The 17,102-nt window shown below is 64.2% G+C and carries 13 protein-coding genes; 4 read left to right on the forward strand and 9 right to left on the reverse strand.

Features of this window, described 5'->3' with window-relative positions:
- Positions 1 to 61 precede the first annotated feature (61 nt).
- The 5 genes from BKX96_RS27350 to BKX96_RS27370 all read right to left on the reverse strand — a co-directional run bounded on the left by BKX96_RS27350 (position 62) and on the right by BKX96_RS27370 (position 6,985).
- Positions 62 to 1,291 carry an NADH:flavin oxidoreductase gene (locus BKX96_RS27350; RefSeq protein ID WP_077185963.1) on the reverse strand — a complete coding sequence of 410 codons (1,230 nt, stop codon included), beginning with the start codon at positions 1,289 to 1,291 and terminating at the stop codon, positions 62 to 64.
- A 74-nt stretch (positions 1,292 to 1,365) separates the two neighbouring features.
- A complete protein-coding gene (locus BKX96_RS27355; RefSeq protein WP_178134461.1) occupies positions 1,366 to 3,012 on the reverse strand; it encodes a DUF1302 domain-containing protein in 1,647 nt (548 codons plus the stop codon).
- A 50-nt stretch (positions 3,013 to 3,062) separates the two neighbouring features.
- A complete protein-coding gene (locus BKX96_RS27360; RefSeq protein ID WP_077185964.1) occupies positions 3,063 to 4,679 on the reverse strand; it encodes a FadD3 family acyl-CoA ligase in 1,617 nt (538 codons plus the stop codon).
- Positions 4,680 to 4,695: 16 nt separating this feature from the next.
- Positions 4,696 to 5,718, reverse strand: coding sequence for a ferredoxin--NADP reductase (locus BKX96_RS27365; RefSeq protein WP_077185965.1), 1,023 nt, complete (start codon positions 5,716 to 5,718; stop codon positions 4,696 to 4,698).
- Between the two features lie 79 nt (positions 5,719 to 5,797).
- Positions 5,798 to 6,985, reverse strand: coding sequence for an acyl-CoA dehydrogenase family protein (locus BKX96_RS27370; RefSeq protein WP_046817071.1), 1,188 nt, complete (start codon positions 6,983 to 6,985; stop codon positions 5,798 to 5,800).
- A gap of 849 nt (positions 6,986 to 7,834) precedes the next feature.
- Here BKX96_RS27370 and BKX96_RS27380 point away from each other — a divergent pair.
- The 4 genes from BKX96_RS27380 (at position 7,835) to dmpG (ending at position 11,472) form a co-directional block, all read left to right on the forward strand.
- The gene (locus BKX96_RS27380) at positions 7,835 to 8,608 is read left to right on the forward strand and encodes a glucose 1-dehydrogenase (protein ID WP_046817070.1); all 774 of its coding nucleotides are present in this window, start codon (positions 7,835 to 7,837) and stop codon (positions 8,606 to 8,608) included.
- A 75-nt stretch (positions 8,609 to 8,683) separates the two neighbouring features.
- Entirely contained in the window at positions 8,684 to 9,475 is a 792-nt protein-coding gene (locus tag BKX96_RS27385) for a fumarylacetoacetate hydrolase family protein (protein ID WP_077185966.1), read from the forward strand.
- A 31-nt stretch (positions 9,476 to 9,506) separates the two neighbouring features.
- Complete coding sequence (locus tag BKX96_RS27390; RefSeq protein ID WP_077185967.1) at positions 9,507 to 10,433, forward strand: acetaldehyde dehydrogenase (acetylating); 927 nt, start codon at positions 9,507 to 9,509, stop codon at positions 10,431 to 10,433.
- Between the two features lie 10 nt (positions 10,434 to 10,443).
- Entirely contained in the window at positions 10,444 to 11,472 is a 1,029-nt protein-coding gene (gene dmpG / locus BKX96_RS27395) for a 4-hydroxy-2-oxovalerate aldolase (protein WP_077185968.1), read from the forward strand.
- Positions 11,473 to 11,533: 61 nt separating this feature from the next.
- Here the strand turns inward: dmpG and BKX96_RS27400 are convergent, their stop codons facing one another.
- The 4 genes from BKX96_RS27400 to BKX96_RS27415 all read right to left on the reverse strand — a co-directional run bounded on the left by BKX96_RS27400 (position 11,534) and on the right by BKX96_RS27415 (position 17,097).
- Complete coding sequence (locus tag BKX96_RS27400) at positions 11,534 to 12,367, reverse strand: SDR family NAD(P)-dependent oxidoreductase (protein WP_046817066.1); 834 nt, start codon at positions 12,365 to 12,367, stop codon at positions 11,534 to 11,536.
- A 12-nt stretch (positions 12,368 to 12,379) separates the two neighbouring features.
- Positions 12,380 to 13,147: an SDR family oxidoreductase gene (locus BKX96_RS27405; RefSeq protein ID WP_077185969.1), complete on the reverse strand. Its 768-nt coding sequence runs from the start codon at positions 13,145 to 13,147 to the stop codon at positions 12,380 to 12,382.
- Between the two features lie 133 nt (positions 13,148 to 13,280).
- Complete coding sequence (locus BKX96_RS27410; RefSeq protein ID WP_046817064.1) at positions 13,281 to 14,516, reverse strand: helix-turn-helix transcriptional regulator; 1,236 nt, start codon at positions 14,514 to 14,516, stop codon at positions 13,281 to 13,283.
- A gap of 148 nt (positions 14,517 to 14,664) precedes the next feature.
- Positions 14,665 to 17,097 (reverse strand): efflux RND transporter permease subunit, encoded by a 2,433-nt coding sequence (locus BKX96_RS27415; protein ID WP_077185970.1) that lies wholly within the window; start codon positions 17,095 to 17,097, stop codon positions 14,665 to 14,667.
- Positions 17,098 to 17,102: the final 5 nt, after the last annotated feature.

The raw sequence follows: 17,102 nt of genomic DNA on the forward strand, positions 1-17,102 counted from the left end.
GGCCACCATCGCATCGCCAGCAAGTTTGCTCCTGCAGGCGAACCAAGCGCTGGTGTATCTGTCAGCCCGCCGCCTTCTGGCTGTTCAACACGGCATCGCCGGGCTTACCCAGTACGCAGGAAGTGCCGCCGGGCGTGTACATCATGGCCACGCAGCGGTTGCACGCGGTGCAGATCGAGTCGCGGCTGGCGCCGCTGGCGAGTTTGTTGACGTAATCATTTTCGGCCAACAACACCCGCCCCATGGCGACCAGGTCAAAGCCCTCGGCCATGATCTTTTCGATGCTTGCCAGGCTCTTGGCACCGCCCAGATACGCCAACGGCATTTTCACCGCCGCACGCACCTTGCGCGCATGTTCCAGCAGATACAGCTCGCGGAATTCCACGGTCGGCTCCTTGCGACGCTGGATGGCCATGGCCAGGGCGATGATCTTGTTCTTCTGCTGCACGCGGTTTTCCTTGGGGAAGGAAGAGCCGAACATGGTAGTGATCGACTCAGCGTTCATACCGGCGCTGAGCACCAGCAAATGCGCACCCTCCTCTTCGAGCATGCGCGCGATCCGTGCCCCGTCTTCGGCGCTGTTACCGGCGCGCACGCCTTCGGTCACGCTGTATTTGCAGATGACCGCCATCTCCTGGCCGACCGCATCCAGCACCGCCCGCAGCACCCGGCGCGGAAAGCGCAGGCGGTTTTCCAGGCTGCCGCCGTATTGGTCGCGGCGCTTGTTGTACATCGGCGAAATGAACTGGCTGAGCAGGTAGCCGTGGCCCATGTGGATTTCCACCGCGTCGAATCCCGCCTGGCGGGCCAGGCGCGCGCCTTGGGCGAATTCGCGCACCACTTGTTGCATGTCGGCCTCGTTCATCGCCTGCTTGAGGAACATGCCGCTCATCAGGCCGATCTTGTTGAAGCCGCCGCTGGCGGACAGCGGACGCTTGGTCGAGCGCTCGCGGATGAAGGTGAAGCAGCCGCCGTGGGTAATCTGCGCGCTGGCCAGGCCGCCGGCCTGGTGCACGCCGTCGGTCAGGGCCTTGAAGTGCGGCAGGCTGGATTGGCTGAGGGTCAGTTGGTTGGGCAAGGTGCGTCCATCGCTGCTCACCGCGCAATAGGCCACGGTGGTCAGGGCGGTGCCGCCGGCGACCAGGGCCGAGTGCAGCTTGACCAGTTGCTTGGAAGGCACGCCCTGGGCACTCATGCCCTCGTTGGTGGCCGCCTTGATAAATCGGTTTTTCAGGGTCAACGGGCCAATCGCGATCGGGCTGAACGGTGATGGGGTCGGACGAGGATTCATGACAGGCCTCTCTTTATTTTTATCAGGCTAAAAACAAACGACTGCGGCGCTGGATCGCGACGCAGCCATGATCTTCAAAAGGTGTATTTGGCGTTGAATGACAGGTAATCGCGGTCAGCCAGCAACCGGCCCTGGGCGACATCCGGGGAGCTCAGGTAGGCGACATAGGTCATGCCGACCTGGAAGTTGCCCAGGTACTTGAAGTCGCCGCCAACGGTCAGGCGTTTTTCGTCTCGACCCAGGCCCTGATAGGCGCTGCCGTCGACGTTCTGCGTCCAGACCACCTTGGTGCTCAGGTCCAGGCCCGTGGCGATGGACGGGTAATCCATGTAGGCGCCAATGCCCAGCAGGGTCGAGCCTCGGGTCTGGGTCTTCGATTCGAACTGGTCGAAAGTGCCATCCACGCCAGCGCCGCCGCCGGTGATCGTCAGGCTGTCCACCCCGTCGATGTGTTGATGCACCACTTCGCCCATGAAGGTGGTCTGTTGCGCGAGCAGGCTTGGGCCGAGGATGTAGCTGGCGTTGAGGTTGCCTTGCCAGATCTGCCCGGTGGTCGGTGCGCCGTTGTTGAGGTAGACCGAGGCGCCATCGCGGTAGCTCAGGTCACCGGCGTACTGCACCGAATCACCGACCTTGGAGCTGAAGCTGACACCCGTCAGCTTGACGTCTTCGAAGTAGCCCAGGCGATAGGACGGCGCGGTGCCGTCATGCCCGATACCCTTGAGCGAGGAGTATTGGGTGGTGCCGGTGAAGTCGAAGAACAGCGAGCCGATGCGTTCGTTGTAGCGGTAATGGAACAGCCCCACTTCGGTGTTCTCGGTGATCCGGTAGCGCACACCCAGGCCCCATTGGCCGCTGTCGCTGGCGTCTTTCTCACCGGCGTAACCAACCGCCAGGCCGTTGGGCAGACGGTCGACCTGCCCGGCGCCCAGACGGAAAAACTCGGCACCGGGACCGAAGGTATCGCTGCCGAAATAATCGCCCACCGGGTTGAGCTGGGTCTTTTCCCACTCGTACTGGTAGTAGCCCACCAGCGCCAGGTCTTCATTGAGCGACCACGACCCGGACACCTGCCCCACCGGCAGGTAGGAGTCCTTGGCTTCGGTACCCGGCACGTTGAACTTGGTCGCATCCACCGGGGCCTGGCCCTGACTGATGTTGGCCCAGAACAGGCTCTCGCCCCACGCCACCAGGTGCCGCCCGGCCTTGAGTGACAGGTACTGGGTCTCGCCGAGCTCGAAGTTGCCATACACATAGGCATCGAGCAGGCGCGCCGCGCTGCCGCTCAGGCGACGGGTTTCGTCGCTGAAGCCGTCGTTGTGGCCGGTCTTGTTCACCGTCTGCGGCGAGTCGTTGGCGTTTTTCTGGTTGTAGACGTCATCGTAGAACTGGCTGCCGCGCAGCACCGCGCCGAGGTTGTCGTGCCGAAGTTGCAACTCGCCGAACAGGCTCAGGCGGTTGTTGATCAACGAACCGCGCTTGAAGGCGCGCGTGCCGTCGTCGTTGTTCGGATCGTTGAGGTATTGACTGGCCTGCTTGGCGGTGCGCATGGAGGCGGTGTAGTTGACCGTCAGCGACGAATCCAGGGTGGTGTTTTCCCCCAGCTGGATGCTCGGTGCGGCGCTGGCCGTGGCACTGGCAATGGTGATGGCCGTTGCCAACAGGCAGCGGCCACCGCTCAGGTTCCGTGAATGGCGCGCGACAGTGATTCCCGTGAACATGCTCCTCTCCTTTTGTTGTTGTTTTTTTCGTGTTTCGACACCGCCGCGCCTCACGCCGGAACGCTGTTGGCCAGCATCGCGCGCAGTTCGTTCTTCGCTACTTTGCTCGATGGGTTGAGTGGCAAGGCGTTGAAGAAATGCACCCGGCGCGGCACCTTGTAATTGGCCATCTGCTCACGGCTCCAGGCGATCAGTTGCGCTTCGTCAAGTTCGCGCCCTTCACGCAGCACCACACAGGCACAGCCGACTTCGCCCATGCGCTCATCGGCGATACCGATCACCGCCACCTGGGCAATGGCCGGGTGCCTGATCAGCGCCGCTTCGATTTCCGCCGGGTAGCAGTTGAAACCGCCGACGATGTACATGTCCTTCAGGCGGTCGGTAATGATCAGGTTGCCCGCCTCGTCCAGGCGCCCGACATCGCCGGTGTGCAGCCAGCCTTGGGCGTCGATGGCTTCGCGGGTCGCTTCGGGGTTCTGGAAATAGCCCTGCATGATGTGAAAACCGCGCAGGCAGATCTCGCCGGTCTGCCCGGCCTCCAGCGCCTGGTTGTGCGGATCGCGGATGCTCACTTCGGTGCCGGCGATCGGCCGTCCGCTGGTGCCGGCGATCACTGTTGCCGAGTCTTGTGGATCGCAGATCGTCGCCAGCCCGCCGCATTCGGTCAGGCCGTAGGCGGTGGTTACCACGGCGAAACCCAGCTCGTCGCGCATGCGCTCGATCAGGCTCGGCGGGATGCTCGCCGAACCGGTCACCGCGATGCGCAGGCTCGACAGGTCGGTCTGCTTGAGCTGCGGATGGGCCAGCAGCGAGAGGTATAGGGTCGGTGCACCGGGCAAGACGCTGATGCGCTCACGGGCGATGCGCTGGAATACGTGTTCGGCGTCGAACACCGCATGGGGCAGGATGGTCGCGCCACCGATCAGGCAGGTTAGCCAGCCGGCCTTGTAGCCAAAGGCATGGAAGAACGGGTTGACGATCAGGTAGCGGTCTTGCGGCAGCAGGCCGATAACCTTGACGTATTCGGTGAAGGCCCGCAGGTTCTGGCCATGGCCGCTCATCACGCCCTTGGGCTTGCCGGTGGTGCCGGAGGTGAACAACAGGTCGCACATGGCTTCGGGGCCGATCGCCATGGCCCGGCGCCTGGCACTGTCGGCATCAATGGTCGCCGCGCCGAGCAGGAACTGGGCAAGGGTCAGGTCCGACGGCAACCCGGGGGTGTCGCCCTCGAGCATCACCAAGTGTTCGAGGCTGGCCGGCCGATGGGGCGCGAGCAGCGCCGGGTAGTCGACGTCGAGAAAACGCTGCTGGACAAACAACACTCGGCAGCCGCTGCGCTCAAGCACATCGGCGGCCTCAAGACCCTTCATGCGCGTGTTGATCGGCACCAGTACTGCGCCGGCGCACTGAATGCCCAGCGCCGCGAGGATCCAGTCACCGCTGTTCGGCGCCCAGATACCGACCCGGTCGCCGGCCTGGATACCCAGCGCCATCAAGCCCCGGGCAAAGCCCATGACGCGCTCGGGCAGCTCGGCGTAGTCGATGCACTGGCCGTTGTCCTCGATGGCGGTGCGCCCGGCAAAACGTTCGGCACTGCTGAAGACCAATTGGGCAAGGGTAACAGGGGCGGCGCTCAGCGGCGCGGCAAGGTTCAGGCTCTGATTCATCGTGGGCTCGGGCTCATCAATCGGGGAAGCGGATACGCAGTTGCGCGCTGGTGGGCACTGCCTGGCAGGCCAGGATCCAGCCTTCGGCCAGGTCGCCCGCGTCCAGTGCATCGTTGTGCAGCAACTCGACCTCGCCGCTTTCGAGGGTGCACATGCACGAGGCGCAGCCACCGACGCGGCAGGCACTGGGTGGGTTGAGGCCGGCACGCTCCATGGCGGCCAGCACGGTCTCGCCACTGTCGCAGGCCAGCTGGTGATCCTCGCCATCGAGGCGCACCGCCAACTGCGCGGCCACGGCCGCCTCACTGCTGCTCACCAGCGCCAGTTCGCCCTCACCGGGCAGGGAGACGAAGCGCTCGACATGCACCCGCCGGTCCGGCATGCCCAGGCCCTTGAGCGCACTGACTGCCGCATCCATGAACGGGCCCGGGCCACAAATGAATGCCTGGGCATCGATGAACGGCCGCGCCAGCTCCGCCAGTTGCCCGACGCCCGGGATGCCCTGCACCGAATCGAGCCAGTGGACGATTTGCAGTCGTTGCGGATGAGCGCTGGCCAAGGCCTTGAGCTCATCCTTGAAAATCACCGAGGACTCATCGCGGTTGGCATAGATCAGCAGGACCCGGCCGGTTCCGGCGAGCAACGCCGAACGCAGGATCGACAGCACGGGGGTCACGCCGCTGCCGCCGCCGAACAACAGCAAGTCGCCGTCAAGGCTGCGCGGCACGAACACCCCGGCCGGTGGCAGCACCTCCAGGGTCTGGCCGGCCTGCAACTCGCCGCACAGCCAGTTCGAGGCGCGGCCCTCGTGCACGCGCTTGACCGTTACCCGCAGCGGCTCATCCAACAACGGCGTGCTGGACAAGGAATAACAACGGGGCAACCAGCCGCCCTCGAAGGGCACGCGCAAGGTCAGGAACTGGCCCGGTTGATAGCGAAAACGTTCGCCCAGATGCTCCGGCACGTCGAAGACCAGGGAACGCGCATCGGCGGTTTCCTCGATCACGCGTGCCACGCGCAGGGCAAGATAATTGTTCATAGGTCAGCTACTCATGACCACCTGGCCGTTGATCACGGACAGGTGTAAACCCAGGGGTATCGAATCGCTCGCCATGGCCTCAGACGTAAGGGTCCGGGTTGGGCAGGCCGAGCAGCACCGCGCCGTAACTGCGCCCATAGGCCATGTAGTTGTTGGCGATGTGCCCGCGGGCCTGGTGCAGGTCGCGAAACAGCCGCGCCACCGGGTTGGTGTTGTACAGGCCCGAGGCGGCCATGCTGCGCAGCAGGTCGTTGGCCCGTTCGGCGCAGATGTTGGTCACATAGGCCGACTGGTAGCGATACAGCAGGCGGGTCTCGGTGTCCGGGTAATCGCCGGCACGGGCCAGGCTCATCAGGTGCTCGTAGTTGCGCTCGAGCACCAGGCGCAGGCTGTCGACGGTGATCATCGCTTCGGCCACGGCGGTTTGCGCCACCGGATCTTCAGCGGTACGGGCGCCGTGCTTGCCGATGTGCCTGGCGGCGTTGTCGCGGAACTCGTTGATCGCGCCCTGCAGGGCGCCGAGGGCCGAGGTCGAGACGGCACGGGAGAACACCTGGGCGAACGGGATCGCGTAGATCGGGTTGCTGTTGACCAGGCGCCCCGGCGTCGCTTCGAGGGTGCAGTTGTTGGTGCGTTGCACGCGATGGGCCGGGACGAATACATCTTCGACCACGATGTCATGACTGCCGGTGCCGCGCAGGCCCATTACGTCCCAGTTGTGTTCGATCTGATAGTCGCTGCGCGGCAGCAGGAAGGTGCCGTGCTCGGCGGGCATGTCGCCATCGGGCGGCAGGATGCCCCCCAGGAACACCCATTGGCAGTGCTCGCTGCCGCTGGAGAAACCCCAGCGCCCGCTGATGCGGTAACCGCCCTCGACCACCGTGACCCTGGCCGCCGGCATGTAGGTCGAGCAGATCAGTGCGCTGTGGTCATCGGCCCAGACTTCGCGCTGCGCTTCGATCGGGTAACGCGCCAGTTGCCAGGGGTGAACCCCCATCACGCCGTAGATCCAGGCCGTGGACATGCAACCCTCGGCGAGGATGGTCTGGATTTCGAAAAAGGTTCGCGGGTCCACTTCATAACCACCGAACGCCCTTGGCTGCAAGGCCCGCAGCAATCCGGCGGACTGCAACTCGAGGACGCTCTCCACCGGCACCTTCAAATCCTTGTCGGCCTGCGCCGTGCGCGCCTTGAGTGCCGGCACCAGGCTGCGTGCACGTTCAAGCAGATCACGTTCGTCCTGGGTCTTTTCTCGCATGCTGTGCATCACTCAATTCTCCCGATCTCACTGCGCCACTGCGCGAGTTGAGACGGATCATCGGATCGAGCGGGCAATCCTTCATCGTCAAAGCGGACTAGGGGTGGGGGGGGGTTAGGTTTATCGGGTACATATCCGTTTCTTCGGTAACGGCCACCTATGGTTCCGCTTTTACAGCGGGTCACTTTTGAAAGAGCCGGAATGCCGGCCCAGCCAAAAGTAACCAAAAGGCTCTTGCCCCACCACTCGGTGCCTCGCCTAGGCTCGGCATGCCCTCACTCCGGCATTGCTCCGTGGGTCGCCGCGATGGGCCATCGTGGTTTAACGGGGCGCCACGATCAAAAACAAAGCGAGGCGGCCTGACAGCCGACCTGATTTCAAGTGAACAAGCTCCCACAATTGGATCGTAGACAGGTCCCTTAATCAGGTCGGCTGCCAGGCCGCCTTGCTCTGGTTTTCGCTCTGCTTTTGATCTTGATCTTGATCTTGATCTTGATCTTGATCTTGATCTTCTTGTCCCATCGAGAGGCCGAGTGGAGGTTCTGCGCAGTGGGCAACCCGGCATGGATGCCGGGTTAGCCGCGCTGGGCCAAGGATGGCCCATCGCGGCGGGCCCACGGAGCAGGACCGGAGCGAGGGCATGCCGAGCCACAGCGAGGCACCGAACGCCAGGGACAAGAGCCCTTGGTTACTTGGGGCTTTTCCAAGTGACTCGCCGTAAGGGCGAAACCATAGGCGGCCGTTACCGCAGAAATGGATATGTACACCCCCCCCCGCTAGTCCGTTGAGACGATGCCCAACCCGATCACCGCAGCGATAGTAAACCCATCCAAAGTCGACCCCACGGAGCAAGGGCCCATGAGTATTTTGCAGCGTTTCCAGATGCACGGCAGCGTCGCCATCGTCACCGGCAGCGGCCGGGGTATCGGTCGGGCGATTGCCCTGGCGTATGCCGAAGCCGGCGCCGATGTGGTGTGCTCGGCGCGTTCGCTGGACGAGGTAGAGGCCGTGGCCGAGGAGGTTCGCGCCCTCGGCCGACGCGCCCTGGCCGTCGCCTGTGACGTCAACGATGCCGGGCAACGCCAGGCACTGGTGCGCCAGAGCGTCGAGCACATGGGCCGCCTCACCCATCTGGTGAACAACGTTGGCGGCGGCGGGCCCAACGATCCGCTGGCCATGACCCCTGAGCAGTTCGCCCAAGTGCTGAATTTCAACGTGACCACCAGCTACGACTTCTGCCAGTTGTGCGTGCCGCTGATGCGCGAGGCCGGTGGTGGCAACATCATCAATATCAGCTCGGTGGCCGCGCGTTATGCCCAGCGTCATTTCAGCGCCTACGGCACGGCCAAGGCGGCCCTCAGCCACTTGACCCGCTTGCTGGCCCAGGATTTCGCGCCGCAGATCCGGGTCAACGCCGTCGCCCCCGGCCCGACCCTGACCGAAGCGCTGAACGGCGTGATGCCCGCCGCCATGCGCGAGGCCATGCAAGCCAATACCCCGCTCAAATGCCTGGGCACCCCGCAAGACATCGCCGCCGCCGCCCTCTACCTGGCCAGCCCCGCTTCGGCCTGGGTGACCGGCAAGATCATCGATGTCGATGGCGGCGCCGACTCGTCGGTCTGGCCCGGCTGACCCACTCCTTTGGGCTCGCCCCTGATGATGTCGGGGCGGGCCTTTTTTTTCTCCCACCCCACTGGAGCCCTCGCCATGGACGCCCATTTGATCAACGCGCTCGGTGACGAGCTGTTCAACGCCCTGCGTAGCCGGCAGACGCTGGCCCCCCTGACCCGCCGTTATCCGCAGATCACCCTGGAGCAGGCCTACCGGATTTCCCTGCACTTCCTGCAACGCCGCGAAGCCCTCGGCGAGCAGGTGATTGGCAAGAAAATCGGGGTGACCAGCCGCGCCGTGCAGGAAATGCTCGATGTTCATCAACCGGACTTCGGCTTCCTCACCAATGCCATGCAGGTCGAAGATGGCTGCGATGTCAGCCTGGCCCGCTACAACCTGATCCAGCCGCGGGCCGAAGGCGAAATCGCCTTCATCCTCGGCGAAGACCTGCAAGGCCCGGGCATCAGCGCCGAAGACGTGCTGGCCGCCAGCCAATGGGTCGTGCCGTGCTTCGAGATCGTCGACTCGCGGATTGACGATTGGCAGATCCGCATCCAGGACACCGTGGCCGACAACGCCTCCTGCGGCGTGTTCGCCCTCGGCACCCAGCGCATCGACCCACGCTCGCTGGACCTGGCTGCCGTGCACATGCACATGAGCAAGAACGGCCAACCGGCTGGCTCGGGCCTGGGCTCGGCGGTGCAGGGCCATCCCTGCGCGGCAGTGGCCTGGTTGGCCAATACCCTGGGCGAGCTGGGCATCCCGTTCCGCCGCGGCGAAATCATTCTGTCCGGTGCCCTGGCGCCGCTGGTGCCCGTGGTCGCCGGCGACCATATCAGCCTGTCCATGACCGGACTGGGCGAAACCAGCCTGCGTTTTGTCCCGTGATCGCCCTTCCCTTTCCAGGAGCCAGAAAAACATGAGCAAGAAGATCAAATGCGCGCTGATCGGGCCGGGCAATATCGGCACCGACCTGCTGTACAAACTGATGCGCAGCGAGGTGCTGGAGCCGGTGTGGATGGTCGGCATCGACGCCACCTCCGAAGGCCTTGCGCGAGCGCGTGAGCTGGGCTTGAAGACCACCGCCGACGGCGTCGACGGCCTGCTGCCCCATGTCCTCGAAGACCAGATCCAGATCGCCTTCGACGCCACCTCGGCCTACGTGCACGCGCAGAACTCGCGCAAACTCAATGCCCTGGGCGTGTTGATGATCGACCTCACGCCGGCGGCCATCGGACCGTACTGCGTGCCACCGGTCAACCTCAAGGCGCAACTGGGCCTGGGCGTGATGAACGTGAACATGGTCACCTGCGGCGGCCAGGCCACCATTCCTCTGGTGGCCGCGGTGTCCAGCGTGCAGCCGGTGGAGTACGCCGAAATCATCGCCACCGCCGCGTCCAAGTCGGTCGGCCCCGGCACCCGCAAGAACATCGACGAATTCACCCGCACCACCTCAAGCGCCGTGGAGAAAGTCGGCGGCGCGAAGAAGGGCAAGGCGATCATCATCATCAACCCCGCCGAGCCGCCGCTGATCATGCGCGACACCGTGCATTGCCTGACCGAGAGCGAACCCGACCAGCCGGCGATCACCGCCGCCATCGAAGCCATGATCGAGCAGGTGCAGCGCTACGTGCCCGGCTACAAGCTGGTCAACGGTCCGGTGTTCGACGGCAACCGAGTGTCGATCTTCATGGAAGTCGAAGGCCTGGGCGACTACCTGCCCAAGTACGCCGGCAACCTCGACATCATGACCGCCGCCGCAGCGCGCACCGCCGAAATGTTCGCCGAGGAAATCCTCAAGGGCGAGCTGGTGCTGCAAGCCACCGCCCAACCCGCCCACGCATAAGGAGCCGACCATGGATCTTCGCGGCAAAAGCATCACCGTTCACGACATGTGCCTGCGCGACGGCATGCACCCCAAGCGTCACCAGATCAGCCTGCAACAGATGAAAGACATCGCCTGCGGCCTCGACGCGGCCGGCGTGCCGCTGATCGAAGTCACCCACGGCGACGGTTTGGGCGGCAGCTCGGTGAACTACGGTTTCCCGGCCCACACCGACGAGGAGTACCTGTCGGCGGTAATCCCGCTGATGAAAAAGGCCAAGGTTTCGGCCCTGCTGCTGCCGGGCATCGGCACTGTCGATCATCTGAAGATGGCCCATGAGCTGGGGGTCAACACCATTCGCGTGGCCACCCATTGCACCGAGGCCGACGTCAGCGAGCAGCACATTTCCCACGCCCGCAACCTGGGCATGGACACCGTCGGTTTCCTGATGATGGCCCACATGAACAGCCCCGAAGGCCTGGTCAAGCAAGGCTTGCTGATGGAGAGCTACGGCGCCAACTGCATCTACCTGACCGACTCGGCGGGCTACCTGCTGCCCCACGACGTCAGCGCCCGCGTGACGGCGATGCGCGCGGCCCTCAAGCCGGAAACCGAGATCGGCTTCCATGGCCACCACAATCTGTCGATGGGCGTGTCCAACTCCATCGCCGCGATTGCCGCCGGGGCCAACCGCATCGACGCCGCCTGCGCGGGCCTCGGTGCAGGCGCTGGCAACACACCGATGGAAGTGCTGGTGGCGGTGTGTGACCGCATGGGCATCCACACCGGCGTCAGCGTGTTCGGCATCCAGGACGTGGCCGAGGACCTGGTGGTGCCGATCATGGACTTCCCGATCCGCAGCGACCGCGATGCCCTGACCATGGGCTACGCCGGGGTCTACGGTTCGTTCCTGCTGTTCGCCAAGCGCGCCGAGAAGAAATACGGCGTGTCGGCCCGGGAGATCCTCGTTGAAATGGGTCGCCGCGGCATGGTCGGCGGCCAGGAAGACATGATCGAAGACACCGCGATGACCCTGGCCCGGCAACGGCAGCAGGCTTAACGCCGCACAGCCCTTGTGGGAGCGAGCCTGCTCGCTCCCACAGGGGGGGGATGGAAAGGGTTTAACGCCAATCGGCGACGATGCCGTGCTCCAGCGCAAACGGCTGTGCCGCAATGGTCCGCCGTTGAAACGCCGGTGCCTGTTCCGCAGTGGCCAGCCACAACATCACCGCCGCCGGTACATGGGGCGGCGCACTGCCCGCACGCAGGGCGATCAGGCCTTTGTCGCCGATGGTTGCCTTGAGCGCCTCGGTGGTGACCACGCCAGGGTTGAGGGTATAGGCGCGCACGCCAGCCTCGCCCAGTTCCGTGCTCAGCACCCCGGACAACCGCGACACCGCCGCCTTGCCCGCGCCGTAGGCATAACCCCATCCGCCCTTGCCCGCCGCCACCGGTGGGTCGCTTTCGCCGGCGCCGGACGTGACGTTGATCACCACCCCGCCACCGCGCGTCACCATGTGTTCAGCCACTGCCCGGGTCAACAGGAACGGCGTGAGGATGTAGCCCTGGAACATCCGTTCCAGGGTCTGGGCCTGCAGGTCCATGAATCCGGCATTGAGATCACTGCCCTGGTAGATCGCGTTGTTGATCAGCACGTCGATGCGCCCGTACTCGGCCAGTACCGCCTGACAGGCGTGCAGCGCCGAATCGCTGTCGAGCAGGTCCATCGGTACCACGAGCACTCGGCAACCAAGCTCGCGCAGGGCCTGCGCCGTGCCGTTGAGGCTGCCGGCCAGTGGTGCCCCGGCGGCGTCGCGCAGGGCATGTTCATGGTGTTCGCCCTCATTGAGGGTACGGGCGCTGATCGCCAGGTCGAAACCGGCGCGGGCGAACGCCAGCGCCGCCTCGCGACCGATACCACGGCTGGCGCCGGTGATGAATGCCACCTTGTTCATGCAAGTTCCTTTTTAGAAGCGCGGGGCGCGGACCATGGCGTCCATGCCGCCGTCGACGAACACGACGCTGCCATGGACAAACGATGCCTGCGGCGATTGCAGGAAGGCTACCACTGCGGCGATCTCGTCAGGGTGACCAGCGCGGCCCAGGGGCGCGACGAAATCGCGGGTCGCCTGGCCAAAACGGGCATCGTCCAGTGAGGCCTGGTGCAATGGGGTTGCTACCGCACCCGGCGCCACCACGTTCAAACGCAGGCCCTGCTTGCCCCAGCTCACCGCCAGGCTGCGCACATGCTGGCTGATGGCATATTTGGAGGCGGCATAAGCGACGTGAGGCTGGCCGAGGGTGTCGGCCAATGCCAGCGCCTGGGCCTCATCGCCGGCGATCATCGCTTCGATCTGCGGCTGGCCGTCGGGGCCCGAATGGGTCGCCGCGACAGAACCGATCACCAAAGCCGCCGGTTGTTGGCCCTTGGTCAACGCCCCTTGCAGGCCGTCGAGCAACTGGCTGACGCCGAAGTAATTGACCGCCAGGATCAGGCCGCAGTTTGGCGCCGTGACACCGACCCCGGCGCAGCAGACCAGCCCGTCGAGGACCCCGCCACTGAGTTCAAGCACTTGCCCGATGGCAGTGTCACGCCCTGCGGCAGTGGAGAGGTCGGCGATGACTTCGGCGTTGCTGCGATCGATCCCGATGATCTGGTGGCCGGCGGCGCGCAGGGCGGCGGATACGGCGGCGCCGATTCCCGAGGCACTGCCGGTGATGGCTGTAATTGGCATGGTGGTTCTCCGTGATGGGTCCGCCCAGTATCGACAGGGCGATCACGGGACGGCATCGTCCGTGCGGACTAAAAACAAGTGGCGTCAACAACCACGCCGCAGGGCAGGATGGCCCGGCGGCGGGTTTGCAGGATCAGGCCTGGCGATAGATCGGCACGGCCAGTTGCAGGGGCGGCACCTTGATTTTCTCGGTCATTTTCAACGCCAGTTGCGGCTTGCCCAAGGCCACCACGCTGTTGAGCATGATGCGCACCAGTTCGGTCTGGCGTCGCACGCCGGTCTTGGAGAAGATCGAGCGCAAGTGCGCCCGCGCCGTATTACGGCGGATATTCAGGACCTCGGCCGCTTCCTCCAGGGACAAGCCGTTGGCCAGTTCCATGGCCAGGGCGGTTTCGGCCTTGGTCAGGTTGAACAGCTGCTTGGTCACCACTTCGCTGGCCAGGGACTTGCTCGAGGCATCGCGGATGTACACCAGCGCCGCCGGCTGGCCCTTCTCCTCGGCCCAGTCCAGGGACGGGATCGATTCGACTACCACACCAAGGTTGACCAGCCCCGAAGGCCGCGTTACTGACATGGCCTCGGCGCTTTTCGGCGCGTCCGGGCAGAACGCGCCGCGAATCAGGCGCTGCAGTTCACGGTTGTCGCTGGGATAGGTGGCTTCCAGGCGCCCACCCACCAGCTTCAGGCCATCGGAGCGGGCCAGGATTTCCTGGGCCACCGGATTGATCTGCAACACGCTGCCGCTCTCGTCGAGCACCAGGGTCGCCACCGATAGCCGGCTGATGGCCTGGGAGTACAACTCGCTCAGCGATTCGCTGCGGTCCAGCAGGTTATGCAACTGCGAGGCACGCCGCAGGTGTGGCAGGAAACTGGCGCACACCGCCCGGTCATGCGCCGAGAAGTTGGGAGCCCGTTTGGGGCGGGTGATGCGAAAGCGCAGCTTGCCCCCGTCCGGGGTGGAAATGTCGGCCAACATCAGGTGGTACACGTCATGGGGCTCGCAGAACGTCTTGAAGTAGCCGTTCTGCTCCCACTGCGTGGAACTCATGATGTCGTCCACGGTGAATACATGGTCCAGCGGCTGATTGGAGAAAGGCGAATTGGTCTGCGGGTAGGTCATGTAGCAGACATCACCGGCACCTTCGATGTCGCCGACGATGATCATCACACCGACATCGGGTTGATCCGGCACCCGCAGGATCAGGGTGACGAAGTTGGCATCGTAGAGCTTGAGAAAACTCCTGAGGGCCGTGGCCATCAGTTTCGGATCGAGGGCGCCTTCGTAGATTTCGCCCACCAACTGGTTGTAGCGCGTGAGGTCGAGGCCAAGACTGGCCAGGGCTTCATGGGTCAAGTCAGCGTTCTGCATAGTCTTATCTCGCTCGGGTAAGGACTGCGCCCTTCCCTTGTTATTTTTATAATTTCGGCCGGGGAAACCCAGGGTTCCCCCCTCTCGACTGCTACTTGCCTGCCAGTTTTCACCAGCGCCTGCGGACTCCACAAGAGGTCCGGCAGGTTTATTTCTCGTTCGCGGTATCACGCGCTGCCGGGCTGTTTTTCAGGCGGAACTGCCCTTGTGCCGGCGCAGGCTGACGCACCCTTTCGGACACCAGTGGGCGCCCGCGATTGAACCAGGCGGCCAACGCCGGCAGGAGAAAAATCGCCCCCAACACGTTGACCAGGAACATGAACGACAGCAGCACACCCATGTCGGCCTGGAACTTCAGCGGGGCGAAGGCCCAGGTGCAGACGCCGATCGACATGGTCACGGCCGTGAACACCGCGGCGGTCCCGCGTTGGCACATGGCCTCGTAGAACGCCTCACGCAGGTTGGCGCCGCGCAGCATTTCGTGCTGGATCCGTTCGTACAGGTAAATGCCGTAGTCGACGCCCACGCCCACTCCCAGCGCCATCACCGGCAGGGTTGCGACTTTCAGGCCGATCCCGAGCAAGGTCATCAGGGCGTTGCACAGGATCGCGACAATCGCCAGCGGCACCAGAATGCACAGCACCGCGCGAATCGACAAGAAGGTCAGCCAGCAAAACAATGCCACCGATCCGAATAGCGCCCCGAGCATGATCACTTCAGCGCGCTTGACCGCCTCGTTGGAGGCCGCCATCACCCCGACGTTGCCGCCGGCCAGGAGGAATTCGACTTGCGGCGAGCTGACCTCGGCAATGATCCGCCTGGCTTCGGCGATCGCATGGCTGACGGTGCTGCCTTCGTGATCGGCCAGGAACACCAGGATCTGCATCTGCTGGCAGCCGTCGGTGACCAGCCCGTCATCGGGCATATAGGCCCGCGCACCCTGGCTCAGGCCCCGGGGCGAACCCGGAATCGCCGCCCAGCGCGGGTTGCCTTCGTTGTTGCCGGCGATCACCCGCTTGCCCATGTCCGCCACGCTCTGGATCGACTGCACGCCGGTGACCGTGCGCATGCGGAAATCGAACGCTTCCACCGCACGCATCACCGCAGGCGACAGGCAACCTTCTTCGACGCCATTGACCTGGACGAACACCGACATCACATCCAGCCCTATGGAATAGCTGCTGATGATCCTGGCGTTGTCCTGGTTATAACGCGAATCGGCCCGTAGCTCCGGCGCACCCGCGCCGATATCGCCCACCGCCAGGTCGCGGGCCTTGTAGGCCCCGGCCGCCAGCAGCAGCAGACTGACCACAAACACCCCAAGGGCAGGTCCCGGTTCGGCCAGCGCCGACAGGCGCCACCACAGGCGATGCCTGCCCGCCGGCCGCGATTGCGCCCGACGCAACAGCGCAGGCTCCAGGCGCAGGTAGGAAATGATCACCGGCAGCATCAGTTTGTTGGTGATGATCATCAGCATCACGCCGATGCAGGCCGTCACCCCCAGTTCGTGGACGATGGGAATGTCGATCAGCATGATCACCGCGAACCCCAGGGCGTTCATCAGCAAGGCCAGGGAACCGGGGATGAAGATCTTGCAGAACGCCGAACGCGCCGCGTCCTTCGATGTACTGCCAGCCAGCACGTCCTGCTTCCAGGCGTTGGTCATCTGCACCGCATGGGACACGCCGATGGAGAAGATCAGGAACGGCACCAGGATCGACATCGGATCGATGCCCAACCCCAACAGGGGCAACAGCCCCAGCAGCCAGACTACCGGCAGCAACGCCACCAGCAGCGCCACCACCGTCAGGCGCAGGGAGCGCGAATACAGCCACAGCAGCAACCCGGTAATGACGAAGGCCACCACAAAGAAGCCGATCACCGTGTTCAATCCTTCGACCACATCCCCCACCAGCTTGGCGAAACCGACGATGTTGATCTCGATATCCGGGCTGTTGTATTTGGCGCGGATGTCTTCCAGGCGCTTGGCGATCTCGACATAGGACACCGGCTGGCCGGTCTTGGGGTCGATGTCCTGCAGGTCGGCGCGGACCATGGCCGACTTCAGGTCATTGGCCACCAGGCGGCCGACCTGCCCGGAGGCCGCTGTGTTGCTGCGCACCTGCGCCAGGTCCTCGGCGGTACCGCTGAAGCGCGGTGGCACCACCACGTCGCCGAAGAAACCTTCCTCGGTGATTTCGATGTAGCGCACGTTGGCGGTGAACAGCGACGTCACGCTGGGGCGGCTGACCCCGGAGATGAAAAACACATCGTCGGTGACCTTGCGCAGGGTCTCCAGGTACTCGGCGTTGTAGATGTCTCCTTCGCCTTTCCAGCGCACGCTGACCAGGAAACGATTGGCGCCGGTGAAGTAGCGGCTGAACTTGAGAAAATTGATCATGTAGTCATGACGCACCGGGATCTGTTTGTTGAAACCCGGATCCAGTTGCGTGTGGGTGGCGCTGTAGCCCAGGCCCAGCGTCACCAGAACGAATAGCGCCAGCAGTCCCTTGCGCCAGGCCATCAGATGATCCGCACAGGTTTCGACGCAGTGCGTCACCCAATGTTTACCTTGTTTCATTGCCC

The organism is Pseudomonas putida (genome assembly GCF_001976065.1).
Taxonomy (GTDB): Bacteria; Pseudomonadota; Gammaproteobacteria; order Pseudomonadales; family Pseudomonadaceae; genus Aquipseudomonas; species Aquipseudomonas serbica.